General features: G+C 52.5%; 20 protein-coding genes and 1 riboswitch. Of the genes, 7 read left to right on the top strand and 13 right to left on the bottom strand.

The genetic code is table 11. The features are described from left to right. Window positions 1-75: 75 nt before the first annotated feature. The 4 genes from polB to araB all read right to left on the bottom strand — a co-directional run bounded on the left by polB (window position 76) and on the right by araB (window position 6717). Window positions 76-2427, bottom strand: coding sequence for a DNA polymerase II (gene polB, locus ESM_RS0111100; protein WP_000035592.1), 2352 nt, complete (start codon window positions 2425-2427; stop codon window positions 76-78). A gap of 74 nt (window positions 2428-2501) precedes the next feature. Continuing rightward, window positions 2502-3197 carry an L-ribulose-5-phosphate 4-epimerase gene (gene araD / locus ESM_RS0111095; protein WP_000888659.1) on the bottom strand — a complete coding sequence of 232 codons (696 nt, stop codon included), beginning with the start codon at window positions 3195-3197 and terminating at the stop codon, window positions 2502-2504. Between the two features lie 306 nt (window positions 3198-3503). After that, on the bottom strand, window positions 3504-5006 hold the full coding sequence (gene araA / locus ESM_RS0111090) for an L-arabinose isomerase (RefSeq protein ID WP_000151713.1): 1503 nt from the start codon (window positions 5004-5006) through the stop codon (window positions 3504-3506). Between the two features lie 10 nt (window positions 5007-5016). Continuing rightward, window positions 5017-6717: a ribulokinase gene (gene araB, locus ESM_RS0111085; protein WP_000951828.1), complete on the bottom strand. Its 1701-nt coding sequence runs from the start codon at window positions 6715-6717 to the stop codon at window positions 5017-5019. Between the two features lie 338 nt (window positions 6718-7055). Here araB and araC point away from each other — a divergent pair, with 338 nt between their 5' ends. Beyond that, a complete protein-coding gene (gene araC / locus ESM_RS0111080) occupies window positions 7056-7934 on the top strand; it encodes an arabinose operon transcriptional regulator AraC (protein WP_001517733.1) in 879 nt (292 codons plus the stop codon). Between the two features lie 85 nt (window positions 7935-8019). Beyond that, entirely contained in the window at window positions 8020-8784 is a 765-nt protein-coding gene (locus ESM_RS0111075; RefSeq protein WP_001148417.1) for a DedA family protein, read from the top strand. 111 nt (window positions 8785-8895) lie between these two features. On the opposite strand, the gene thiQ is transcribed toward ESM_RS0111075, so the two are convergent. The 9 genes from thiQ to leuL all read right to left on the bottom strand — a co-directional run bounded on the left by thiQ (window position 8896) and on the right by leuL (window position 19174). Continuing rightward, window positions 8896-9594, bottom strand: a complete 699-nt coding sequence (gene thiQ / locus ESM_RS0111070; RefSeq protein WP_000945249.1) for a thiamine ABC transporter ATP-binding protein ThiQ — start codon at window positions 9592-9594, stop codon at window positions 8896-8898. Beyond that, entirely contained in the window at window positions 9578-11188 is a 1611-nt protein-coding gene (thiP, locus tag ESM_RS0111065; RefSeq protein ID WP_000235719.1) for a thiamine/thiamine pyrophosphate ABC transporter permease ThiP, read from the bottom strand. The genes thiQ and thiP overlap by 17 nt, the downstream gene beginning before the upstream one ends. Next, window positions 11164-12147 (bottom strand): thiamine ABC transporter substrate binding subunit, encoded by a 984-nt coding sequence (gene thiB / locus ESM_RS0111060; RefSeq protein WP_010378132.1) that lies wholly within the window; start codon window positions 12145-12147, stop codon window positions 11164-11166. Before thiB ends, thiP begins: the two co-directional genes overlap by 25 nt. A gap of 30 nt (window positions 12148-12177) precedes the next feature. Continuing rightward, a riboswitch (TPP riboswitch) is annotated at window positions 12178-12277 on the bottom strand. Between the two features lie 33 nt (window positions 12278-12310). Beyond that, window positions 12311-13966, bottom strand: coding sequence for a DNA-binding transcriptional regulator SgrR (gene sgrR / locus ESM_RS0111055; protein ID WP_010378131.1), 1656 nt, complete (start codon window positions 13964-13966; stop codon window positions 12311-12313). Window positions 13967-14314: 348 nt separating this feature from the next. Continuing rightward, window positions 14315-14920 (bottom strand): 3-isopropylmalate dehydratase small subunit, encoded by a 606-nt coding sequence (leuD, locus tag ESM_RS0111050; RefSeq protein ID WP_000818241.1) that lies wholly within the window; start codon window positions 14918-14920, stop codon window positions 14315-14317. A gap of 10 nt (window positions 14921-14930) precedes the next feature. Next, on the bottom strand, window positions 14931-16331 hold the full coding sequence (gene leuC, locus ESM_RS0111045) for a 3-isopropylmalate dehydratase large subunit (RefSeq protein WP_001140679.1): 1401 nt from the start codon (window positions 16329-16331) through the stop codon (window positions 14931-14933). A gap of 2 nt (window positions 16332-16333) precedes the next feature. After that, window positions 16334-17425, bottom strand: a complete 1092-nt coding sequence (gene leuB, locus ESM_RS0111040) for a 3-isopropylmalate dehydrogenase (RefSeq protein WP_000042367.1) — start codon at window positions 17423-17425, stop codon at window positions 16334-16336. Continuing rightward, on the bottom strand, window positions 17425-18996 hold the full coding sequence (gene leuA, locus ESM_RS0111035; protein WP_000082825.1) for a 2-isopropylmalate synthase: 1572 nt from the start codon (window positions 18994-18996) through the stop codon (window positions 17425-17427). The genes leuB and leuA overlap by 1 nt, the downstream gene beginning before the upstream one ends. 91 nt (window positions 18997-19087) lie before the next feature. Then, entirely contained in the window at window positions 19088-19174 is an 87-nt protein-coding gene (leuL, locus tag ESM_RS01000000124635) for a leu operon leader peptide (protein WP_010378126.1), read from the bottom strand. Between the two features lie 658 nt (window positions 19175-19832). Between leuL and leuO the strand changes: the two genes are divergently transcribed. The 5 genes from leuO to cra all read left to right on the top strand — a co-directional run bounded on the left by leuO (window position 19833) and on the right by cra (window position 24505). Beyond that, a complete protein-coding gene (leuO, locus tag ESM_RS0111030) occupies window positions 19833-20786 on the top strand; it encodes a transcriptional regulator LeuO (RefSeq protein ID WP_001517740.1) in 954 nt (317 codons plus the stop codon). A 316-nt stretch (window positions 20787-21102) separates the two neighbouring features. After that, complete coding sequence (gene ilvI, locus ESM_RS0111025) at window positions 21103-22827, top strand: acetolactate synthase 3 large subunit (RefSeq protein ID WP_000425629.1); 1725 nt, start codon at window positions 21103-21105, stop codon at window positions 22825-22827. Window positions 22828-22829: 2 nt separating this feature from the next. Next, window positions 22830-23321 carry an acetolactate synthase small subunit gene (ilvN, locus tag ESM_RS0111020; protein WP_001252744.1) on the top strand — a complete coding sequence of 164 codons (492 nt, stop codon included), beginning with the start codon at window positions 22830-22832 and terminating at the stop codon, window positions 23319-23321. 11 nt (window positions 23322-23332) lie between these two features. Next, entirely contained in the window at window positions 23333-23419 is an 87-nt protein-coding gene (locus ESM_RS1000000128430) for a hypothetical protein (protein WP_032335334.1), read from the top strand. Between the two features lie 81 nt (window positions 23420-23500). After that, a complete protein-coding gene (cra, locus tag ESM_RS0111015; RefSeq protein ID WP_000762409.1) occupies window positions 23501-24505 on the top strand; it encodes a catabolite repressor/activator in 1005 nt (334 codons plus the stop codon). Window positions 24506-24775: the final 270 nt, after the last annotated feature.

The following is a 24775-nucleotide window of genomic DNA, read 5'->3' as shown; positions in this document are numbered from 1 at the left end:
GAAAGGGCGCTATGGTACTGGATGGCGGCGCTTTCGTCACGCATCAAAATGGCATCTGACGAACTCTTTTTTTGCTCAAAATAGCCCAAGTTGCCCGGTCATAAGTGTAGCAAAATTATCCTCAATAAAGGGGAGTATTCCTTCCGCCACAGGTTGAAGCTGGCGGGTCAGATAGTGTTCGTAATCCAGCGGCGAACGTTGATAGTCCAGCGGCTCCGGGCCGTTGGTGGTCCATACGTACTTAATGGTGCCGCGGTTCTGGTATTGCAAGGGGCGGCCGCGCTTTTGGTTTTCTTCATCGGCAAGGCGAGCAGCGCGTACGTGAGGCGGCACATTTCGTTGATATTCGCTTAGCGGGCGGCGGAGCCGTTTACGGTAAACCAGTCGGGCATCCAGTTCGCCCGCCATCAGTTTGTCGATAGTTTCGCGCACGTATTCCTGATACGGTTCATTGCGAAAGACACGCAAATACAGCTCCTGCTGAAACTGCTGAGCCAGCGGTGTCCAGTCGGTACGCACGGTTTCCAGTCCTTTAAACACCATCCGTTGCTTGTCGCCTTCCTGAATCAGCCCGGCATAACGCTTTTTACTGCCGGTATCAGCTCCGCGAATGGTAGGCATCAGAAAACGGCAGAAATGAGTTTCATACTCCAGTTCCAGTGCGCTGGTCAGCCGTTGTTTTTGCAGCGTTTCCGCCCACCAGGCGTTAACGTGCTGTACCAGTGCGCGACCGATTTTCGCCGCCTCTTCTTCGCAATGTGCGCCTTTCAGCCAGACAAATGTTGAGTCGGTGTCACCGTAGATCACGTCATAACCCTGTGCTTCAATTAACGCTTTGGTTTGTCGCATGATCTGATGGCCGCGCATGGTGATCGACGACGCCAGGCGCGGATCGAAGAATCGACAGGCGGTGGTGCCGAGCACGCCATAAAAGGCATTCATAATGATCTTCAGCGCCTGCGACAGCGGCTTATTGCCCTGGCGTTTGGCTTCATCACGCCCGTGCCAGATGTTAGTCACAATCTCCGGCAGGCAATGTTTCTCCCGCGAAAACCACGCATCGAGAAAACCTTCTGTGCTGTGCTCTGGATCAGGCTGCGCCATGCCTTCCACCAACCCGACGGGATCAATCAGAAAGGTGCGGATGATCGACGGGTACAGGCTTTTGTAGTCCAGCACCAACACCGAATCATAAAGTCCGGGTCGTGAATCCATCACATAGCCGCCAGGGCTGGCGTGAGGCGGCACTTCACCGAGATTGGGGGCGACATATCCGGCGCGATGCATACGCGGAAAATAGAGATGACCAAACGCAGCCACCGAACCGCCGTGCCTGTCAACCGGCAGGCCGTTCACCGTCGCTCGTTCGAGTAAAAATGGCATGATCTCGGTTTTATGGAAGATCTGTGTGACCAGTTCGCAATCTTTCAGGTTATAAGTCGCCAGTGCAGGCTTATCTTCGGTGAAACGGCGGTCAATTTCGTCCATGCGATCCCACGGGTTATCGACAGATTTGCCTTCGCCTAACAATTCCTGGGCAACGGTTTCCAGCGAAAACGAAGAGAAATTCCAGAACGCAGATTTCAGCGCTTCAATACCATCGATAATCAGCCGACCTTTGGCCTGGGCGAAAAAGACACCGTTTTTAAAGCCGTGCTCGCGCCACTCCAGCTCACTGTTATCGCGCCCCAGACGCAGGGGAATGCGATAACGCTCGGCATGTTTTTGCAGCATCCGTAGATCGAACTGCACTACGTTCCAGCCGATGATCACATCCGGATCGTGAGTTGCAAACCAGGCGTTGAGTTTTTCCAGTAGTTGCGGACGGCTGGCAACATACTCCAGATCGAAATTGAGCGCGGAGGCGTCGCCATTCTCTGGCCCCAGCATATAAACGATGCGCTGCCCGCAACCTTCCAGGCCGATACAGTACAGCTCACCGTGGCGGGTGGTTTCAATATCAATAGAAACCCACTTGAGCGGCGGACGATAGTCGGGATTAGGTTTCAGACGGGCGTTGACGATAGCGCCATCACGGAAATCACCGTCGACCCACACCGGAGCGGTGATAAAACGCTCCATCAGATAACGTTCTGGCGGACGCACATCGGCCTCGTAAACGGTGACGCCAGCTTCACGCAGGCGCTTTTCGTAATTCATCAACTGGCGATGGGCGCGACAGTAAAGGCCATGTACTGGCTGGCGGTGAAAATCCTTTAACGCCAGCGGCGTCAGACGAAATCCTTGCTCACTTTGCAAAATGAGCTGGGCGCGGGGAACCTGATCGGTGGGAATAAACGCCACGGATTCTTGCGGCGCAAGCGTAACGTGTAACGGCCCGTTGTCCGTCGCTAACCAAAAGGAAACTTCGGTTCCTTGCGGGGTATCCCGCCAGTGTCGGGTTAAGATAAAACCTGCCTGCGCCACGCTGAAAATCCATCAAAAAACCAGGCTTGAGTATAGCCTGGTTTCGGTCGATTGGCTGTGGTTTTATACAGTCATCACTGCCCGTAATACGCCTTCGCGCCATGTTTACGCAGGTAGTGCTTGTCCAGCAGCGTTTGCTGCATATCCGGTAACCGTGGCGCTAACTGGCGGCAGAAAATCCCCATATAAGCGACTTCTTCCAGCACGATGGCGTTGTGTACCGCATCTTCGGCGTTTTTACCCCACGCAAACGGGCCGTGAGAATGCACCAGCACGCCAGGCATTTGCGCCGCATCGATACCCTGTTTTTCGAAGGTTTCGACGATGACATTACCGGTTTCCCACTCATATTCGCCGTTGATTTCCGCATCGGTCATTTTGCGGGTGCAGGGAATGGTGCCGTAGAAATAGTCGGCGTGGGTAGTGCCAGTTGCCGGGATTGACTGGCCTGCCTGTGCCCAGATCGTGGCATGGCGGGAGTGGGTGTGCACAATGCCGCCGATGGACGGGAATGCCTGATAGAGCAGCCGGTGAGTTGGCGTGTCGGAGGAGGGCTTTTTCGTTCCTTCAACCACTTCACCGGTTTCGATGCTGACCACGACCATATCGTCGGCGGTCATGATGCTGTAATCGACGCCGGAAGGTTTGATCACAAAGACGCCGCGCTCGCGATCAACGGCGCTGACGTTGCCCCAGGTCAGTGTGACCAGGTTGTGTTTTGGGAGCGCCAGGTTGGCTTCTAATACCTGACGTTTGAGATCTTCTAACATGTTGACTCCTTCGTGCCGGATGCGCTTTGCTTATCCGGCCTACAAAATCAGCCTTCGGCTCGTAATCGCAGGCCTGATAAGACGCGCCAGCGTTGCATCAGGTGCTGAATGCCGGATGCGCTTTGCTTATCCGGCCTACAAAATCAGCCTTCGGCTCGCAATCGCAGGCCTGATAAGACGCGCCAGCGTTGCATCAGGCGCTGAATGCCGGATGCGCTTTGCTTATCCGGCCTACAAAATCGCAGCGTGTAGGCCTGATAAGACGCGCCAGCGTCGCATCAGGCGTTACATACCTGATGCGGCTACTTAGTGACGAAATCCGTAATACACTTCGTTCCAGCGCAGCGCGTCTTTAAACGCAGGCAGGCGGGTGTCGTTATCAATCACCGTGATTTCAATGTCGTGCATCTCGGCAAACTGGCGCATATCGTTCAGGTTCAGCGCATGACTGAAGACGGTATGGTGTGCGCCACCAGCGAGGATCCACGCTTCGGAAGCGGTTGGCAGATCCGGTTGCGCTTTCCACAGTGCATTCGCCACCGGCAGTTTCGGCAGGGAGTGCGGCGTTTTCACCGTATCGATGCAATTAACCAGCAGACGATAACGATCACCGAGATCAATCAGGCTGGCGACGATGGCCGGGCCAGTTTGAGTGTTGAAGATCAGGCGGGCAGGATCATCTTTACCGCCAATACCAAGGTGCTGAACGTCGAGGATCGGTTTCTCTTCCGCCGCGATCGACGGACAGACTTCCAGCATGTGGGAGCCGAGCACCAGGTCATTACCTTTCTCGAAATGATAGGTATAGTCCTCCATAAAGGAGGTGCCGCCCTGCAGACCGGTTGACATCACCTTCATGATGCGAAGCAGGGCGGCAGTTTTCCAGTCGCCTTCGCCCGCAAAGCCATAGCCCTGTTGCATCAGACGTTGTACGGCGAGACCAGGGAGTTGTTTCAGACCGTGCAGATCTTCAAAGGTGGTAGTGAACGCGTGGAAGCCACCTTGTTCCAGGAAACGCTTCATTCCCAGCTCAATCCGTGCCGCTTCCAGCACGTTCTGCCGTTTTTCACCGTGGATCTGTGTGGCAGGCGTCATGGTGTAGCTGCTTTCGTACTCATCAACCAGCGCGTTGACATCGCCATCGCTGATCGAGTTCACCACCTGCACCAGGTCGCCAACTGCCCAGGTATTAACGGAGAAACCGAACTTGATCTGCGCGGCAACTTTATCGCCGTCAGTGACCGCCACTTCACGCATATTGTCGCCAAAGCGGCAGACTTTCAGATGACGGGTATCCTGTTTAGACACAGCCTGGCGCATCCAGGAGCCGATACGTTCATGAGCTTGTTTATCCTGCCAGTGACCGGTGACCACGGCATGTTGCTGGCGCATACGAGCGCCGATGAAGCCGAACTCGCGGCCGCCGTGTGCGGTCTGGTTCAGGTTCATAAAGTCCATATCGATGCTGTCCCACGGTAATGCAGCGTTAAACTGGGTGTGGAATTGCAGCAGTGGTTTGTTGAGGATGGTCAATCCGTTGATCCACATTTTGGCCGGGGAGAAAGTGTGCAGCCACACCACCAGACCCGCGCAACGATCGTCATAATTGGCGTCACGGCAAATCGCGGTGATTTCATCCGGCGTGGTGCCCAGTGGTTTCAGCACCAGTTTACAGGGCAGTTTCGCTTCCGTATTCAGCGCCTTAACGACGTGCTCGGCATGTTGGGTGACCTGACGCAGGGTTTCCGGGCCATACAGATGCTGGCTGCCAATGACAAACCACACTTCATAATTATCAAAAATCGTCATTATCGTGTCCTTATAGAGTCGGAACGGCCTGGGCAGCCTGTGCCGGGGCAGAAGTTGGAAGATAGTGTTGTTCGGCGCTCATCGCCCACTGCTGATAGCGGCGATAAAGCTGTTCAAAGTGTTGTGCCTGTTCGCTGCGCGGTTGCAGCGTTTTCTCGACCGCGCTGGCCATTTTTTGTTGTGCTGATGGGATATCTGAGTGCACTTTTGCAGCAACGGCGGCGAAAATCGCTGCGCCGAGCGCGCAGCACTGGTCAGAAGCGACAATTTGTAGCGGGCGATTCAGCACGTCGCAGCAGGCCTGCATAATGACCTGGTTTTTGCGGGCGATGCCGCCCAGCGCCATCACGTTATTGACGGCGATCCCCTGCCCGGTGAAGCACTCCATAATTGCGCGCGCGCCAAAGGCGGTAGCGGCAATCAAACCGCCAAACAGCAGAGGAGCATCGGTAGCGAGGTTCAGATCGGTAATCACCCCTTTCAGGCGTTGGTTAGCGTTTGGCGTGCGGCGACCGTTAAACCAGTCGAGTACCACCGGCAGGTGATCCAGAGACGGATTTTTGGCCCACGCCTCGGTCAGCGCAGGTAACAGTTGTTTCTGGCTGGCGTTGATTTGTTCTTTCAGTTCCGGATGCCGGGCGGCAAGTTGTTCCAGCGGCCAGCCGAGTACGCGACCAAACCAGGCGTAGATATCACCAAATGCTGACTGACCGGCTTCCAGGCCGATAAACCCAGGCACTACACTGCCATCAACCTGACCGCAAATACCTTTCACTGCGCGCTCGCCAACGCTGTGTTTGTCGGCAATGAGAATGTCGCAGGTAGAAGTACCGATCACTTTTACCAGTGCGTTAGGCTGTGCGCCCGCGCCGACCGCGCCCATATGGCAGTCAAACGCGCCACCAGAAATCACTACGCTTTCAGGCAGACCGAGACGCTGCGCCCATTCCGGGCATAAAGTGCCAACTGGAATATCGGCAGTCCAGGTGTCAGTAAACAGCGGGGAGGGCAAATGTCGATTGAGGAGCGGGTCCAACTCATCAAAGAAACTGGCTGGTGGAAGACCGCCCCAGCTTTCATGCCACAGTGATTTGTGTCCGGCGCTGCAACGCCCGCGACGGATATCTTGCGGGCGAGTGGTGCCAGAGAGCAGGGCTGGCACCCAGTCACATAGCTCAATCCACGACGCGGCTGATTGCGCCACGGCGCTGTCCTGGCGGGTAACGTGGAGTATTTTCGCCCAGAACCATTCGCTGGAATAAATACCGCCAATATAACGAGAATAGTCAACTTTGCCGGGTGCGTGACACAAGCGGGTGATCTCTTCCGCTTCTTCAACCGCTGTGTGGTCTTTCCACAAGACGAACATCGCGTTCGGGTTTTCAGCAAACTCCGGGCGTAGCGCCAGCACGTTGCCGTCGGCGTCGATTGGTGCAGGCGTGGAGCCCGTGCTATCCACACCAATGCCGACCACATCCGCGCGTTGTTCGGCGTTAAGCTCTGCAAGCACAGTTTTTAGCGCCGCTTCCATTGACTCAATGTAGTCACGTGGATGATGACGGAACTGGTTATTTGGGGCATCACAAAATTGCCCTTCCTGCCAACGGGGATACCACTCTACGCTGGTGGCGATCTCTTCACCGGTGGCGCAGTCCACCGCCAAAGCTCGCACAGAATCACTGCCAAAATCGAGGCCAATTGCAATCGCCATCGTTTCACTCCATCCAAAAAAACGGGTATGGAGAAACAGTAGAGAGTTGCGATAAAAACAGTCAGGCAGTATTCGCTAATCTTATGGATAAAAATGCTATGGCATAGCAAAGTGTGACGCCGTGCAAATAATCAATGTGGACTTTTCTGCCGTCATTATAGACACTTTTGTTACGCGTTTTTGTCATGGCTTTCGGCCCCCTTTGTTACAAAATGCTTTTCACAAGCGGGGTTGCCGGTTGGATTAGCGAGAAGAGCCAGTAAAAGACGCAGTGACGGTAATGTCTGATGCAATATGGACAATTGGTTTCTTCTCTGAACGGCGGGAGTATGAAAAGTATGGCTGAAGCGCAAAATGATCCCTTGCTGCCGGGTTACTCGTTTAACGCCCATCTGGTGGCGGGTTTAACACCGATTGAGGCCAACGGTTATCTCGATTTTTTTATCGACCGACCGCTGGGAATGAAAGGCTATATTCTCAATCTCACCATTCGTGGACAGGGTGTGGTGAAAAATCAGGGACGAGAATTTGTTTGCCGACCGGGGGATATTTTGTTGTTCCCGCCGGGAGAAATTCATCACTACGGTCGTCATCCGGAGGCTCGTGAATGGTATCACCAGTGGGTTTACTTTCGTCCTCGCGCCTACTGGCACGAATGGCTTAACTGGCCGTCGATATTTGCCAATACCGGTTTCTTTCGCCCGGACGAAGCGCACCAGCCGCATTTCAGCGAGTTGTTTGGGCAAATTATTAACGCCGGACAAGGAGAAGGGCGCTATTCGGAACTGCTGGCGATAAATCTTCTTGAGCAATTGTTACTGCGGCGGATGGAAGCGATCAATGAGTCGATGCATCCGCCAATGGATAATCGGGTACGCGAGGCTTGTCAGTACATCAGCGACCACCTGGCAGACAGCAATTTTGATATCGCCAGCGTTGCACAGCATGTCTGCCTGTCGCCGTCGCGTTTGTCGCATTTGTTCCGTCAGCAGTTAGGGATTAGCGTCTTAAGCTGGCGTGAGGATCAACGCATTAGCCAGGCGAAGCTGCTATTGAGTACAACCCGGATGCCTATCGCGACGGTCGGGCGCAATGTTGGCTTTGATGATCAACTCTATTTCTCGCGGGTATTTAAAAAATGTACTGGGGCCAGCCCAAGCGAGTTCCGTGCTGGTTGTGAAGAAAAAGTGAATGATGTAGCTGTCAGGTTGTCATAACTGGTAACGAATCAGAGAATTGACGGCTTGACGGAGTAGCATTGGGTTTGCAGAATCCCTGCTTCGTCCATTTGACAGGCACATTATGCAAGCATTGCTGGAACACTTTATTACCCAATCCACCGTTTATTCGCTGATGGCGGTGGTATTGGTGGCTTTTCTGGAGTCGCTGGCGCTGGTCGGTTTGATTTTGCCCGGTACGGTACTGATGGCGGGGCTGGGAGCGCTGATTGGCAGCGGCGAGTTAAGTTTCTGGCACGCCTGGCTGGCGGGGATTGTTGGCTGCCTGATGGGGGACTGGATCTCTTTCTGGCTGGGCTGGCGTTTTAAAAAGCCGCTCCATCGTTGGTCGTTTCTGAAGAAAAACAAAGCGTTGCTCGATAAAACCGAACATGCGTTGCATCAACACAGCATGTTTACCATTCTGGTCGGTCGTTTTGTCGGCCCGACGCGTCCGCTGGTGCCAATGGTGGCAGGGATGTTGGATCTGCCCGTAGCAAAATTTATTACGCCAAATATTATCGGCTGCCTGCTGTGGCCACCGTTTTACTTCCTGCCGGGGATTCTGGCGGGGGCGGCGATTGATATTCCTGCCGGGATGCAGAGCGGTGAATTTAAGTGGTTATTGCTGGTAACGGCGGTGTTTTTGTGGGTTGGCGGCTGGTTGTGCTGGCGGTTATGGCGCAGTGGCAAAGTAACCGATCGCTTAAGCCATTATTTGTCGCGTGGTCATCTGCTGTGGCTGACGCCGCTAATTTCTGGCGTTGGGGTAGTGGCGCTGGTGGTGTTGATTCGCCATCCGTTGATGCCGGTGTATATCGATATTTTGCGTAAAGTGGTTGGGGTTTAGGGGCATAGTCTTGTACGGGGCGCCTGATGCGACGCTTGCCGCGTCTTATCAGGCCCACAATACGCCCCCGTAGGTCGGATAAGGCGTTCACGCCGCATCCGACAGTGCATATTAGCCTTTAATTCCCAACAGCGCCGAAGCACTCGCCTTACCGCTCAATAACTCATTTGTCTTCCCCTGCCAGGCGATGCGCCCGTCGGCAACCACCACCGAGCGCGTGGCGATCCGCGCGGCATCTTCTACGCTATGTGACACCATCAATAGCGTCATTTTTTGCTGCTGGCAGCTCGTGCTCACCAGCGTCAACATCTCCTGACGCAGCGCCGGATCGAGTGCGGAGAACGGTTCATCAAGCAATAAAATGGGCTGTTCACGTACCAGACAGCGCGCTAACGCCACGCGCTGCCGCTGGCCGCCGGAAAGCTCACCCGGTAACCGTGCCATTAAATTATCAATCCCCATCTGACGGGCGATTGCGTGCATTTTCTCCTGCTGTATTGCGTTCAACTTCAATCCCGGATTCAATCCCAGCCCGATGTTCTGCGCTACCGTCAGGTGGCTGAACAGGTTGTTCTCCTGAAACAGCATTGATACCGGACGGCGTGACGGCGGTGTCGTCGTGTGATCAATACCGTCGATAGTCAGCGAACCGCTGGCTGGCGTCAGAAAACCGGCGATCAAATTCAGCAGGGTACTTTTACCTGCGCCGCTTGGCCCGAGGATCGCCACTTGCTCGCCGCGTTCCACCGTTAAGCTAAAACGCATTGGCAAATGGTGATAAAGCCAGGTGATATCAGTCAGTCTTAACATTTCGCCCCGGTAGTTTTTCAATCATGGTAAACAGCAGAAAACAGAGCAGCAGCAGAATTAATGCGGTGACCGCGCCGTCCTGGCTGCGGTAAGAGCCAATTTGCTGGTAGAGATAAAACGGCAGGGTGCGGAAATCATCGTTACCGAACAATGCCACCACACCAAAATCACCAATCGACAGCACGCAGGCAAAAGCCAGTGCCTGCGCCAGCGGACGTTTCAGGGCGCGCAGCTCGACCACTTTTAAACGCGACCAGCCTTCAATGCCCAACGACTGACACAACATGCTGTAGCGGGCGGTGATATCGCGCATCGGGTTTTCCAGCACTTTCAGCGCGTAAGGGATCGCCATTAGCGCATTGGTGAAAATCACAATGCCGTCAGCAGATTGTGGCAGGCCAGTAGTGTTGTTGAGCAATAAAAAGAAGCCCGTTGCCAGCACAATGCCGGGCATGGCGAGGATCAGCATTCCGCTCATCTCCAGTGTCTGACCAGCCAGCATTTTCTGCCGCGCCCGCAGTTCGCGACTGCTCCACAGCAGCATCATGGTCAGCACTACGCACAATACGCCTGCCGCCAGCGCGATGCGCAATGAGGTCCACAGTGCCTGCCACAGTACCGGTTGCGCCAGCACTTCTGGCAACTGGTAATTCACGCCATCAACGATCACCGCCAGTAACGGTGGCAGCAACAACAGCAGCGCCAGCACGATCAGCACCGTATCGCAAATGCGGCTGTGCAGACGATCGTCCGGGTCGCGCCAACCGTGCAGCAGCGTAGTGCCGGGGGCGATGGCCTTACTTAATCGTTGGCTCAACAACACCAGTCCCAGACAGCACACCATCTGGATCAGCGCCAGCATTGCTGCGCGGGCGGGATCGTAGTCGTAACTCAGCGCCTGATAGATTGCCAGTTCGATAGTCGTCGCCTGTGGCCCGCCGCCCAGCGCCAGCACGGTGGCGAAGCTGGCGAAACAGAGCATAAAGATAAGCGCAGCAACCGGCGGGATTTGTCGCCGTAACCACGGCCATTCGACGAAGCGGAAAAAATGCCAGCCGCGCATCCCAAGCTGGGCGGCAAGTTGACGTTGTTCACCGGGGATGTTTTCCAGTGCCTGGAGTAATAAGCGGCTCGCCATCGGCAGATTAAAAAATACGTGCGCCAGCAAAATGCCTTGCAGGCCGTAGGGCGAAAAAGTCCACTCCAGCCCAAGCGATTGCCAGAGCGATGCCAGCCAGCCCCGGCGACCATAAACGCTAAGAATGCCGAAAACAGCGACCAGCACAGGCAGGATTAAGGTCATAGCGCACAGACGCAACAGCGCCAGCCGCCCCGGAAAGCGCCTGCGGTAGAGGGCGCGGGCGAGGAATATTGCGGGCACGACAGAGAGCAGCGCAGAGAGAAACGCCTGCCAGAAGGAGAAGCGCACCACATGCCACAGGTAGCTGTCCTGCCATATTGTTGCCCAGTCCCCCTGCGGCGCGTTCCACCACAGCGCGAGAAACGCCGCCAGTGCAACCACCACCACCAGCGTGGCGGCGCTTACACCTGGAATTAACCAGCCAGGAATTAACGGCTGACGGCGCGTTGCCATTCGCTAATCCATGCCTGACGTTGTGCCGCCACTTCGGCTGGCGTGAATTCCAGCGTGGTGGCCGGTTTGGTCAGTTGTTCAAAACCGGCAGGTAGTGTGACGTTTGCTACCGGATACATCCAGTTGCCGGTTGGGATCGCATTCTGGAAAGCCGGAGAAACCATAAACTGGAGGAATTTTTGTGCCAGCTCCGGCTGCTTGCTGGCAGCGGTGCGGGCGGCGACTTCCACTTGCAGATAGTGACCTTCGCTAAAGTTGGCGGCGGCGTAGTTATCTTTCTTCTCTTCGAGAATGTGATAAGCCGGAGAAGTGGTGTAGCTCAATACCAGATCGCTTTCGCCTTTTAAAAACAGGCCATAGGCTTCGCTCCAGCCTTTGGTGACGGTGACGGTTTTCTTCGCCAGTTTCTGCCAGGCTTGCGGGGCGTCATCGCCATAGACTTTTTGCATCCACAGCAGCAGACCCAGACCTGGCGTACTGGTGCGTGGATCTTCATAAATCACCCGCCAGTTTTGATCGCTCTCAACCAGTTCTTTCAGGCTTTGCGGCGGATTTTTCAGTTTGTTCTTGTCATAGACGAAGGCGAAGTAGCCGTAATCAAATGGTACGAAAGTGTCATTATTCCAGCCGCCGGGTACATTGATCGCATCCGCTGACACGCCGCTTTTGGTAAACAGCCCGGTTTTGCTGGCGGCATCTAACAGATTGTTATCCAGACCCAGCACCACATCGGCTTTGCTGTTTTTACCTTCCATCCGCAGACGGTTGAGCAGCGAGACGCCATCTTCCAGCGCCACCAGTTTCAGTTCGCAATGACAGTCGGCTTCAAAGGTTTTTTTGACTACCGGACCTGGCCCCCAGTCGGCAGCGAAGGAGTCGTAGGTATAGACGGTCAGAACAGGTTTCGCAAAAACGGGCGCTGTGCACAGCAACAGCAAAGGAAGACATTTTTTTAACACTTTGCACCTCAAAGAAGAGTGGCAAAGGACTTGAGAAGGAGCCTCAAATCCCTTCGCCGGCGTTATCCGGATCAGGTTCGACGGGTATTTTCTCAGCGCACGCATTTGCGTGGCACCCCGTTGAGAACGGCGTTAGTGTAGTGAGTTTGTTATCAACCAGCAATCATGGATCCGGCGGCGCAAACCACGCTGATTTAAAATCGAACCATCCAAGGGTATTCATGCGCAGGCCGCGCATACTGCGTTGCCCCTGAATGATCAGCCAGTGATGGATCAATGGCACCATCGCTTTGCTGGTCACTAACTGCTGGCACCAGTTCGCCAGGTTCATCTCGCCATTGCGCCAGCGCGCGGCATCGGCTTGCCAGTCGATCGGAATACAGTGTTGTAGCAGCGGCACTTCGCACAAATGCGCGAACAGCGAAAAATCCAGCGGCAGCGTAAAGTTGGCGCTGTTAAGCCAGATATCGCTTTCGATCTCTCCCGCATGCCACTGATCGTAGCTGATCTCGTTGATGTTAAGCGTTACCTGATGACTCGCCAGAATTTGCTGCATGATCCTGGCGATTACCCGATGTTCAATATGATCCTGATAAAAGGTCAGGGTAAGGCTTTCCAGCCCGGCGGGTTTTTCGCAATGCATGGGGCGGGCATGGTGCCAACGGGGGAGCAGTCCGTAGGCCGGGAACCAGAGTTGCTGGTACTGTTCTTCCGCGAAGTAGACCAGATTGCTCGGAGAAAGAACGTAGCTTACCCAGTCTCTGACTTGCTGATTCGCCCCGCGATGGGTGCGGCTGTCGAACAGTAAATAGTAGCAACCTTCTTCCAGGCGGCTTTCAATCTCTTTTTCCTCACCCTGCGGCCCTTTCAGCATTAGCCCTCCGGCTGGCTCGTCGGCAATTTCCGGCAGAACCCAGACGTTAACTTCATCGATGAGTGCCCGATAACCGAAGAAGTCATCGAATGCCTGAATTTTCAACTGATTGGCGCTGTTACGCATTACCGCATACGGACCGGTGCCGATCGGATGACTGGCAAAGTTGCTGATGGTTTCCCATTCCCGCGGCAGGATCATCGCCGGAACTTGCCCCAGTAGTAACGGCAACCAACGATCGGGCTGCGTAAGATGGATATCCAGCGTCCAGGGCGTTGGCGAAACAATTTCAGCAATGTGGGAATAGAGCGGCTGCGTATTGAGCCGTTTCAAAGAGGCGATGACATCGTCCATTTCCAGCTCACGGCCATGATGAAATTGGATACCGGGACGTAAAAAGAAACGCCAGTGAAGTGGGGAAATTTGTTGCCAGTGGTGGGCAATGTCCGCCTCCAGTTCCCCATTTTCCTCATTTATGCGGGTTAACGCGCTGAAGATTTGCCGGGCGATATGCGTTTCGGAACGGCGTAATGCGCTGCCAGGTAGCAGATTACGCAACGGACGATAGTAGAGCACGCGCAGAATGTGCCGCCCCTGGCGGAAGCTACGCCCCAGATGGGAAACCAACATTTGCCGCACAGCGGTTTTATCACCGACGAGTTGCACCAGTTGATCGATACGATCCTGTTCCAGCAGATCCTCCGCCCGCTGTTGCTGAAGCGCAAGTCCGGTGTAGAGGAAGGTCAAACGCGAGCGTTTACCGCGGCCAACCTCCGCCTCCCACGTCAGCCAGCCACGATCCTGCATGGTGTTTAGCAGGGTGCGCATATGACGGCGGGAACAGCTCAATAACTCTGCCAGTTCGTTGAGCGTCGTGTTCTGCGATTTACCCTCGCAGCATTGCCACAGCCGGATGAACTGTTGTTGCAGACGACCTGAAGGCATAAAAGGGGAACTCCTGCGCAAAAGTCAGCAATTTTATTATCCCTATATTAAGTCAATAATTCTTAACGATGAAGCAAGGAGGTATCCCATTCGTCAGTTTTATCGGCACTATTTTGCAATGACAGCAATGATGTGCTGACTGAGTTGGTTAAGCGTTCCACAACGATTAGCCATGCTTGAATAACTGATGCAGTGGGAGGGGAGTCATTCTGACTACTGATCTGCAGACATCATGTGTGACTGAGTATTGGTGTTAATCGCCACGCCAGCAGTGAATACCTGCTGGCTTTTTTCTTTTTGGCGATTGAGTGCCGGATGCGGCGTGAATGCCTTATCCGACTCATAAAACTAGCGCATAAACGCCGGTTGCTTCTCTTCATAATCAGCAATGGCATCGCCGTGCTGCAACGTCAGACCGATGCTATCGAGACCGTTCATCATGCAGTGGCGGCGGAAGGCATCGATGGTAAAACGATAAGTTTTATTCCCCGCTTTCACCTCTTGCACTTCCAGATCCACGTCGAAGTGAATTCCCGGATTAGCCTGCACCAGTGTAAACAGCTCGTCCACTTCGGCATCGCTTAATTTCACCGGCAGCAACTGGTTGTTAAAGCTGTTGCCGTAGAAGATGTCCGCGAAACTGGGCGCAATCACCACCTTAAATCCGTAATCGGTCAGCGCCCAGGGAGCGTGCTCACGCGAGGAGCCACAGCCGAAGTTTTCCCGCGCCAGTAAAATGGAAGCGCCCTGATATTGTGGGAAATTCAGCACGAAGTCCGGGTTTGGCTGTTGGCCTTTTTCATCCAGAAAACGCCAGTCGTTAAACAGATGCGCGCCAAAACCAGTGCGCGTCACTTTCTGCAAAAACTGTTTCGGGATAATGGCATCAGTGTCGACATTGGCGGCATCCAATGGAACAACCAGGCCTGTGTGTTTGATAAATTTCTCTGCCATGGTGTGCTCCTTATTTAATGTTGCGAATGTCAGCGAAATGACCGGTGACGGCAGCGGCGGCCGCCATTGCCGGGCTAACCAGATGCGTGCGCCCGCCGCGCCCCTGGCGGCCTTCAAAGTTACGGTTGCTGGTGGAGGCACAACGCTCGCCCGGATTCAGGCGATCGTTGTTCATCGCCAGACACATTGAGCAGCCAGGCAAGCGCCATTCAAAACCCGCTTCAATAAAAATTTTGTCCAGCCCTTCTGCTTCTGCCTGCGCTTTTACCGGGCCGGAGCCGGGAACGACCAGTGCCTGAACGCCTGGCGCAACTTTCCGCCCTTTGGCGATTTCCGCCGCTGCACGTAAATCTTCAATACGTGAGTTGGTGCAGGAACCGATAAATACTTTATCGATAGCGACTTCGGTTAGCGGAATACCCGGTTTCAGCCCCATATAGGCCAACGCTTTTTCTGCTGACGCGCGCTCAACCGGATCGGCAAACGAAGCGGGATCGGGAATATTGTCGTTCACGGAGATCACCTGGCCTGGGTTGGTGCCCCAGGTGACTTGCGGCGCAATCTCTTCTGCTTGCAGAGTGACAACGGTATCGAAAGTTGCACCTTCGTCGGTTTGCAGTGTTTTCCAGTAGGCGACGGCGTCGTCGAAATCTTTGCCTTTCGGCGCATGAAGACGGCCTTTGACATAGTTAAAGGTGGTTTCGTCCGGCGCAACCAGACCGGCTTTTGCGCCCATTTCGATTGCCATATTGCACAGGGTCATGCGACCTTCCATGCTTAAATCACGGATTGCTTCACCGCAAAACTCCACCACATGCCCGGTGCCGCCTGCACTGCCGGTTTTACCGATAATTGCCAGCACGATATCTTTCGCAGTAATTCCTGGTGCGGCTTTACCCTGGACTTCAATTTTCATGGTCTTCGCACGACCCTGCTTCAGGGTTTGCGTTGCCAGCACGTGTTCAACTTCGGAAGTACCGATGCCAAACGCCAGTGCGCCAAACGCGCCGTGGGTGGCGGTATGCGAGTCGCCGCAAACAATGGTCATTCCCGGTAAGGTGACGCCTTGTTCTGGCCCCATCACGTGGACAATTCCCTGATACGGGTGATTCAGGTCATACAGCTCGACGCCAAAATCTTTGCAGTTTTTGATCAGCTCCTGCATCTGGATGCGCGCCATTTCTCCGCAGGCATTAATGTCTTTGGTCTGGGTCGAGACGTTGTGGTCCATAGTGGCGAAAGTTTTACCTGGCTGACGTACCGGGCGTCCGTGGGTGCGCAGACCATCAAACGCCTGCGGTGACGTCACTTCATGCACCAGATGGCGGTCGATATATAACAGCGGGGTTTCGTTTTCAGCTTCGTAAACTACATGAGCGTCGAACAATTTTTCGTATAGCGTCTTAGCCATAATTACACCCCTTCTGCCACATAGCGGGCAATGATATCGCCCATTTCATCGGTACTTACGGCGGCAGCGCCACGGGCCAAATCTCCGGTGCGAATGCCTTCTTCTAATGCGCGGTTAATGGCGCGTTCAATAGCGGAAGCCGCATCATCGGCATCCAGGCTGTAGCGCAACAGCAGCGCCAGCGACAGAATTTGCGCAATTGGATTAGCGATGTTTTTGCCTGCGATATCCGGCGCAGAGCCGCCTGCCGGTTCATACAGACCAAAACCTTGTTCGTTCAGGCTGGCGGAAGGCAACATCCCCATCGAACCGGTAATCATCGCGCATTCGTCAGAAAGAATGTCACCAAACAGGTTGGAGCACAGCAGCACGTCAAATTGCGACGGATCTTTAATCAACTGCATGGTGGCGTTGTCGATGTACATATGTGCCAGTTCAACATCCGGATATTCAATGGCGATCTCGTTAACGATCTCCCGCCATAAAATAGAGGATTGCAGCACGTTGGCTTTGTCGATTGACGTGACTTTGCGGCGACGTTTGCGGGCAGATTCAAACGCGATGCGGGCAATGCGCTCGATCTCAAAACGGTGATACACCTCGGTATCAAACGCTTTTTCATACTGACCGCTACCTTCACGGCCTTTCGGTTGACCGAAATAGATGCCGCCGGTTAACTCACGCACGCACAGGATGTCGAAGCCGTTAGCAGCAATATCAGCACGCAGCGGACAGAATGCTTCCAGCCCCTGATACAGTTTTGCCGGGCGCAGATTGCTGAATAATTTGAAATGTTTACGCAGAGGTAACAGCGCGCCGCGTTCTGGTTGTTGGTCTGGCGGCAAATGCTCCCACTTCGGGCCACCTACCGAGCCAAACAGTACGGCATCGGCTTGTTCACAGCCTTCAACCGTCGCTGGCGGCAACGGCTGCCCGTGGTTATCAATGGCTGCGCCGCCAACATCATAATGGCTGGTGGTGATACGCATCGCAAAGCGGTTACGCACGGCATCCAGTACTTTCAGGGCCTGGGTCATGACTTCCGGCCCGATCCCATCCCCAGGTAAAACAGCAATATGGTAATTCTTCGACATCACACGGTTTCCTTGTTGTTTTCGTTGTGTTGAGCTTTGCGTTGTAACTCTTTTTCGACTTCTGCGGCGCGCCAGATATTGTTCAGCACGTGCACCATTGCTTTGGCGGAGGACTCGACAATATCGGTGGCCAGGCCGACGCCGTGGAAGCGGCGACCGTTGTAGTTAGCGACGATATCCACCTGACCCAGCGCATCTTTACCGTGGCCTTTGGCGGTCAGGCTGTATTTCACCAGTTCGACGTTGTAGTCAGTGATACGGTTAATCGCCTGGTAGACGGCATCGACCGGGCCATTACCGTTGGCGGCTTCTGCTTTGACTTCCTCGCCACAGGCCAGTTTGACGGCGGCAGTGGCGATATCGTTAGAACCCGACTGCACACTGAAGTAATCCAGACGGAAGTGTTCCGGTTCTTCTTGCTGTTTACCAATAAAGGCCAGTGCCTCCAGGTCGTAATCAAATACCTGGCCTTTTTTATCTGCCAGTTTCAGGAAAGCGTCGTACAGATTGTCTAAATTATATTCACTTTCTTTATATCCCATCTCATCCATGCGGTGTTTTACTGCCGCACGACCAGAACGAGAGGTCAGATTTAACTGGATTTGGTTCAGACCAATAGATTCTGGTGTCATGATTTCGTAGTTTTCGCGATTTTTCAGCACGCCATCCTGATGAATACCGGAGGAGTGTGCGAACGCGCCGCTGCCAACAATGGCTTTGTTTGCCGGGATCGGCATATTGCAAATCTGGCTAACTAACTGACTGGTGCGCCATATCTCTTGGTGATTAATGGCGGTGTGGACGTTGAGAATATCCTTACGCACTTTGATCGCCATGATCACTTCTTCCAGCGAACAGTTACCCGCACGTTCACCGATCCCGTTCATCGCACCTTCTACCTGCCGTGCTCCGGCATGTACCGCCGCCAGCGAGTTGCCGACCGCCAGGCCTAAATCATCGTGAGTGTGTACGGAAATAATGGCTTTATCGATGTTTGGTACGCGTTCATACAGACCGCTGATGATTCCGGCGAACTCAAATGGCATGGTATAGCCCACGGTGTCCGGGATGTTGATGGTAGTGGCACCGGCGTTAATTGCTGCTTCGACCACTCGCGCCAGATCGGCAATCGGTGTGCGTCCGGCGTCTTCGCAAGAAAATTCAACATCATCGGTGTAATTGCGTGCACGTTTCACCATATAGATGGCGCGTTCGATCACCTCATCCAGCGTGCTGCGCAGCTTGGTGGCAATGTGCATTGGGGAGGTGGCAATAAAGGTATGAATACGGAAGGCTTCGGCAACTTTCAGGGATTCTGCCGCCACGTCGATATCTTTTTCCACGCAACGGGCTAACGCACAAACGCGGCTATTTTTGACCTGGCGAGCAATGGTTTGCACCGATTCGAAATCGCCCGGAGAAGAGACGGGGAAACCGACTTCCATCACGTCAACCCCCATTCGCTCAAGGCCCAGCGCAATTTGCAGTTTTTCTTTCGCACTCAAGCTTGCCTGTAACGCCTGTTCACCGTCGCGCAATGTGGTATCGAAAATAATGACTTGCTGGCTCATAGTTTGGATCCTTGTCTCTTTTAGGGCGCTTCGCTTCGGGCATAAAAAAACCCGCGCAATGCGCGGGTTTTTTGTCTGACTGCGTGCTGGCTTAATGCTGGATGCCGCTCACTCGTCTACCGCGCAAAGAAGATGCGTTTAGTAGTAGTAGACCGTTAAAGCGAACGATGTGAGTCATTAAATCAGCTCCGGATGAATGCGATATGCTTTTAGAGTTACTGGATACAAAAACGGATGTCAACCCTGATGCAACAAAAACGGTTCACCAGCGAGAGTTCTGTATGCGTCAAATTAGCTAATTGTGCTGCAAGAGTAAAAACAGTCGATATTAATTTCTGTTTAACCGCTCATACTTTTCATTGGTAGACATACTTCAGAATAATTTATTGCATTTAATCAACGAGGTAAGAAAGAGTAAAACTTGCTCGCTACCGCAACTATCCTGATGATTTGTATTGAATTATATGCTGTACGAATGTTTTTATATTGATTTAGTGAATATTATTGATCGATTAATGTTAAGGATTAATATATTAAACGCATAAAATAAGCATTAAATTAGCACAATTAATCCATTTTTTAGATGATTGAGTATTCGCGGTGGTTATGATTAGAATGTTTTCGCAACAAAAACATTATGGATTATTAAGCTGTGATGAATGACTCTTCGCACGGCAATGGATTCTGTTTTTATCAGAACCCTTATCTTTATGTTTTCCTAATTTTACTCATTTTCCTTCTTCTTATTTTATATGCATGGTAAATCATATTTTTCAGGATTATTTCTCTGCATTCCAATAAGGGAAAGGGAGTTAAGTGTGACAGTGGAGTTAAGTATGTCAGAGGTAAAAACAGATCATCCAGAGATTGCGGAGATTGTGGAGTTAAGCAAGCCACAGTTGCGTATGGTCGATTTAAACTTATTAACCGTTTTCGATGCTGTGATGCAGGAGCAGAATATTACTCGTGCCGCGCATGTTCTGGGAATGTCGCAACCTGCGGTCAGTAATGCTGTTGCACGCCTGAAGGTGATGTTTAATGACGAGTTGTTTGTTCGTTATGGTCGTGGCATCCAACCGACTGCCCGCGCATTTCAGCTTTTTGGCTCTGTGCGTCAGGCGCTGCAATTAGTACAAAACGAGTTACCGGGTTCAGGGTTTGAGCCTTCCAGCAGCGAGCGCGTATTCCATCTCTGCGTTTGCAGCCCGTTAGATAGCATTCTGACCTCGCAGATTTATAATCACATTGAGCAAATTGCGCCAAATATTCATGTGATATTCAAGTCTTCATTAAATCAGAACACCGAACATCAACTCCGTTATCAGGAAACAGAGTTCGTTATTAGTTATGAAGACTTCCATCGTCCTGAATTTACCAGCGTTCCATTATTTAAAGATGAAATGGTACTGGTAGCCAGTAAGAAGCATCCGACGATTAACGGCCCATTACTGAAACATGATGTTTATAACGAACAACATGCGGCAGTTTCGCTCGACCGTTTCGCGTCGTTTAGTCAACCGTGGTACGACACAGTAGATAAACAAGCCAGTATCGCTTATCAGGGAATGGCAATGATGAGCGTCCTTAGCGTGGTGTCACAAACGCATCTTGTCGCTATTGCGCCTCGTTGGCTGGCTGAGGAGTTTGCTGAATCCTTAGAATTGCAGATATTACCGCTACCATTAAAACAAAATAGCAGAACCTGTTACCTCTCCTGGCATGAGGCAGCCGGGCGTGATAAAGGTCATCAATGGATGGAAGAGCAATTAGTCTCTATTTGTAAACGTTAAGCAGAGGCAGAGTAAATCAGGTGTGCATCTCTGGTTTATTCTGCATTTTTTATTCAATGTAGAATTTTATTCTGAATGCATGTTCACCCTGATATTAGAAATAATAAAAAATAGAGAAATTGCTGTAACGAGGCAGATTTAGCCGATTTATTATCAATTCTGTCCGCCATTCTGGAGTATTTTATCGTTTATTTTCTCCTTTCCTCCTGTTTATTCTTATTTATTCACGCTTGTGACTCTGCCTGTCAATTGCTTAAGCCAGATCGGACGGTTAATGTGTTTTACACATTTTTTCCGCCAAACAGTGAGGCAAGCCATGGAGATGTTGTCTGGAGCCGAGATGGTCGTCCGATCGCTTATCGATCAGGGCGTTAAACAAGTATTCGGTTACCCCGGAGGCGCAGTCCTTGATATTTACGATGCATTGCATACCGTGGGCGGTATTGATCACGTATTAGTTCGTCATGAACAGGCGGCAGTGCATATGGCCGATGGTCTGGCGCGCGCGACCGGAGAAGTGGGCGTTGTGCTGGTGACATCGGGCCCTGGGGCCACCAACGCAATTACTGGTATCGCCACTGCCTATATGGACTCCATTCCGCTGGTTATCCTTTCCGGGCAGGTAGCAACCTCGCTGATAGGTTACGATGCCTTTCAGGAGTGTGACATGGTGGGAATTTCCCGGCCGGTGGTTAAACACAGTTTTCTGGTTAAGCAAACGGAAGATATACCACAGGTGCTGAAAAAGGCATTCTGGCTGGCGGCAAGCGGTCGTCCTGGGCCTGTGGTGGTTGATTTACCGAAAGACATTCTTAATCCGGCGAACAAATTACCGTACGTCTGGCCGGAGTCGGTCAGTATGCGCTCTTATAACCCAACAACGCTGGGCCATAAGGGGCAGATTAAACGCGCGCTGCAAACGCTGGTGGCGGCGAAAAAACCGGTAATTTACGTTGGCGGTGGCGCAGTGACTGCGGGTTGCCATCAACAACTCAAACAGATTATTGAGCAACTTAATCTTCCTGTCGTCTCGTCATTAATGGGATTAGGTGTGTTTCCGGCAACGCATCGTCAGGCCTTGGGAATGCTGGGAATGCACGGCACTTACGAAGCTAATATGACGATGCATAATGCTGATGTCATTTTTGCGGTTGGTGTACGCTTTGATGATCGCACCACTAACAATCTGGCAAAGTACTGCCCAAATGCGACAGTGTTACATATTGATATCGATCCTACCTCGATCTCAAAAACCGTGACCGCCGACATCCCGATCGTTGGCGATGCGCGTCTGGTGTTGGAGCAAATGCTGGAATTGTTACCGCAAGAAACCTCTTCGCAACCTCTGGATGAGATCCGCGACTGGTGGCAGCAAATTGAACAGTGGCGCGCTCGCCAGTGCCTGAAATATGATACCCACAGTGAAAGCATTAAACCGCAGGCGGTGATCGAGACGCTCTGGCGACTGACGAAGGGGGACGCTTATGTGACGTCCGATGTCGGGCAACACCAGATGTTCGCCGCGCTTTATTATCCTTTCGATAAACCGCGTCGCTGGATCAACTCCGGCGGCCTCGGCACTATGGGCTTTGGTTTACCTGCGGCGCTGGGCGTCAAAATGGCACTGCCGGGAGAAACCGTGGTCTGCGTCACTGGCGATGGCAGTATTCAGATGAACATTCAGGAACTGTCTACAGCCTTGCAATATGAACTGCCGGTGCTGGTGGTGAATCTCAATAACCGCTATCTGGGGATGGTGAAGCAATGGCAGGACATGATCTATTCCGGCCGTCATTCACAATCTTATATGCAGTCGCTACCAGATTTCGTCCGTCTGGCAGAAGCCTATGGCCATGTGGGTATCCAAATTTCACGTCCGGATGAGCTGGAAAGCAAACTGAGCGAGGCACTTGAGCAGGTCGGTAATAACCGTCTGGTGTTTGTTGATGTCACCGTTGATGGCAGTGAGCATGTCTACCCGATGCATATTCGCGGGGGTGGAATGGATGAAATGTGGTTAAGCAAAACGGAGAGAACCTGATTATGCGCCGGATATTATCAGTATTACTCGAAAATGAATCAGGCGCGTTATCCCGTGTGATCGGCCTTTTTTCCCAGCGTGGCTATAACATTGAAAGTCTGACCGTTGCGCCAACCGACGATCCGACATTATCGCGCATGACTATCCAGACCGTGGGCGATGAAAAAGTGCTTGAGCAGATCGAAAAGCAATTACACAAGCTGGTCGATGTCTTGCGCGTGAGCGAACTGGGGCAGGGCGCGCACGTTGAGCGGGAAATTATGCTGGTGAAAATTCAGGCCAGTGGCTACGGACGTGACGAAGTGAAACGCAATACGGAAATATTCCGTGGGCAAATTATCGATGTCACACCGTCGCTTTATACCGTTCAACTGGCGGGAACCAGCGATAAACTCGATGCATTTTTAGCATCGATTCGCGATGTGGCGAAAATTGTTGAAGTTGCCCGCTCCGGCGTTGTCGGACTTTCACGCGGCGATAAAATAATGCGTTAAGAATGATCTCAATGCGCAATTTACAGCCCTGCATGTCACGTTGGGCTTTTTTTGCGAATTCAGTAGGAACCTGGAATAAAAGCAGTTGCCGCAGTTAATTTTCTGCGCTTAGATGTTAATGAATTTAATCCATACCAGTACAATGGTTATGGTTTTTACATTTTACGCAAGGGGCAATTGTGAAACTGGATGAAATCGCTCGGCTGGCGGGAGTATCGCGGACCACTGCAAGCTATGTTATTAACGGCAAAGCGAAGCAATACCGTGTGAGCGACAAAACCGTTGAAAAAGTCATGGCTGTGGTGCGTGAGCACAATTACCACCCGAATGCCGTGGCGGCTGGGCTTCGTGCTGGACGCACACGTTCTATTGGTCTTGTGATCCCCGATCTGGAGAACACAAGTTACACCCGTATTGCTAACTATCTTGAACGCCAGGCGCGGCAACGTGGTTATCAGCTATTAATTGCCTGTTCCGAAGATCAGCCAGACAACGAAATGCGTTGTATTGAGCATCTTTTACAGCGTCAGGTCGATGCCATCATTGTTTCGACGTCGCTGCCGCCAGAGCATCCTTTCTATCAACGCTGGGCTAACGACCCGTTCCCGATTGTCGCGCTGGATCGTGCGCTTGATCGTGAACACTTTACCAGCGTCGTTGGCGCTGACCAGGATGATGCTGAAATGTTGGCGGAAGAGTTACGTAAGTTTCCGGCCGAGACAGTGCTTTATCTTGGTGCACTGCCGGAGCTTTCTGTCAGCTTCCTGCGTGAACAGGGTTTCCGCACGGCCTGGAAAGATGATCCGCGCAAAGTGCATTTTCTTTATGCCAACAGCTATGAGCGGGAAGCCGCTGCCCAGCTATTCGAAAAATGGCTGGAAACGCATCCGATGCCGCAGGCGCTGTTTACTACCTCTTTTGCATTGTTGCAGGGGGTTATGGATGTTACGTTGCGCCGCGATGGCAAACTTCCTTCCGATCTGGCGATTGCGACCTTTGGCGATAACGAATTGCTCGACTTCTTACAATGCCCAGTGCTGGCGGTGGCTCAGCGTCATCGTGATGTCGCAGAACGCGTGCTGGAGATTGTCCTGGCGAGCCTGGATGAGCCGCGTAAGCCAAAACCGGGCTTAACGCGCATCAAACGAAATCTCTATCGCCGTGGCATCCTCAGCCGTAGCTAAGCGTTAAACAGAAAATGATGCGTCAGCGGATTGTCGCTGGCGCATTGAGTACGTAATTGGACATCAATATCCTTTATGTAAATAAGACTATTCCTGACAATTATCCATAAGACCTTCGAAATATCTCCCCAATTAACTTCATTCTTTGTGCCTAATGATAATTAAGGCGTAACGCCAGGTTGCGATTGCATTATTTTGTTACATGCAAATCGTCAATTGCCGATTAAACAAACACTTTTCTAAACTTTTACACAAAGCCACTGGCGTCAG

Source organism: Escherichia sp. TW09308, from assembly GCF_000208565.1.
Classification (GTDB): Bacteria; Pseudomonadota; Gammaproteobacteria; order Enterobacterales; family Enterobacteriaceae; genus Escherichia; species Escherichia marmotae.
The sequence above is the reverse complement of the archived record's forward strand: the minus strand, read 5'-3'. Positions and strand labels throughout refer to the sequence as shown.

What these genes read in the sequence shown, in the direction of transcription:
- sgrR (WP_010378131.1), bottom strand. Translation starts at nt 13,966, where the DNA reads ATGCCTTCAGGTCGTCTGCAACAACAGTTCATCCGGCTGTGGCAATGC.
- ESM_RS0111075 (WP_001148417.1), top strand. Translation starts at nt 8,020, where the DNA reads ATGCAAGCATTGCTGGAACACTTTATTACCCAATCCACCGTTTATTCG.
- araB (WP_000951828.1), bottom strand. Translation starts at nt 6,717, where the DNA reads ATGGCGATTGCAATTGGCCTCGATTTTGGCAGTGATTCTGTGCGAGCT.
- ESM_RS1000000128430 (WP_032335334.1), top strand. Translation starts at nt 23,333, where the DNA reads ATGCGCAATTTACAGCCCTGCATGTCACGTTGGGCTTTTTTTGCGAAT.
- thiP (WP_000235719.1), bottom strand. Translation starts at nt 11,188, where the DNA reads ATGGCAACGCGCCGTCAGCCGTTAATTCCTGGCTGGTTAATTCCAGGT.
- ilvN (WP_001252744.1), top strand. Translation starts at nt 22,830, where the DNA reads ATGCGCCGGATATTATCAGTATTACTCGAAAATGAATCAGGCGCGTTA.
- araA (WP_000151713.1), bottom strand. Translation starts at nt 5,006, where the DNA reads ATGACGATTTTTGATAATTATGAAGTGTGGTTTGTCATTGGCAGCCAG.
- araC (WP_001517733.1), top strand. Translation starts at nt 7,056, where the DNA reads ATGGCTGAAGCGCAAAATGATCCCTTGCTGCCGGGTTACTCGTTTAAC.
- araD (WP_000888659.1), bottom strand. Translation starts at nt 3,197, where the DNA reads ATGTTAGAAGATCTCAAACGTCAGGTATTAGAAGCCAACCTGGCGCTC.
- ilvI (WP_000425629.1), top strand. Translation starts at nt 21,103, where the DNA reads ATGGAGATGTTGTCTGGAGCCGAGATGGTCGTCCGATCGCTTATCGAT.
- thiQ (WP_000945249.1), bottom strand. Translation starts at nt 9,594, where the DNA reads ATGTTAAGACTGACTGATATCACCTGGCTTTATCACCATTTGCCAATG.
- leuB (WP_000042367.1), bottom strand. Translation starts at nt 17,425, where the DNA reads ATGTCGAAGAATTACCATATTGCTGTTTTACCTGGGGATGGGATCGGG.
- leuO (WP_001517740.1), top strand. Translation starts at nt 19,833, where the DNA reads ATGTCAGAGGTAAAAACAGATCATCCAGAGATTGCGGAGATTGTGGAG.
- leuA (WP_000082825.1), bottom strand. Translation starts at nt 18,996, where the DNA reads ATGAGCCAGCAAGTCATTATTTTCGATACCACATTGCGCGACGGTGAA.
- leuC (WP_001140679.1), bottom strand. Translation starts at nt 16,331, where the DNA reads ATGGCTAAGACGCTATACGAAAAATTGTTCGACGCTCATGTAGTTTAC.
- leuD (WP_000818241.1), bottom strand. Translation starts at nt 14,920, where the DNA reads ATGGCAGAGAAATTTATCAAACACACAGGCCTGGTTGTTCCATTGGAT.
- leuL (WP_010378126.1), bottom strand. Translation starts at nt 19,174, where the DNA reads ATGACTCACATCGTTCGCTTTAACGGTCTACTACTACTAAACGCATCT.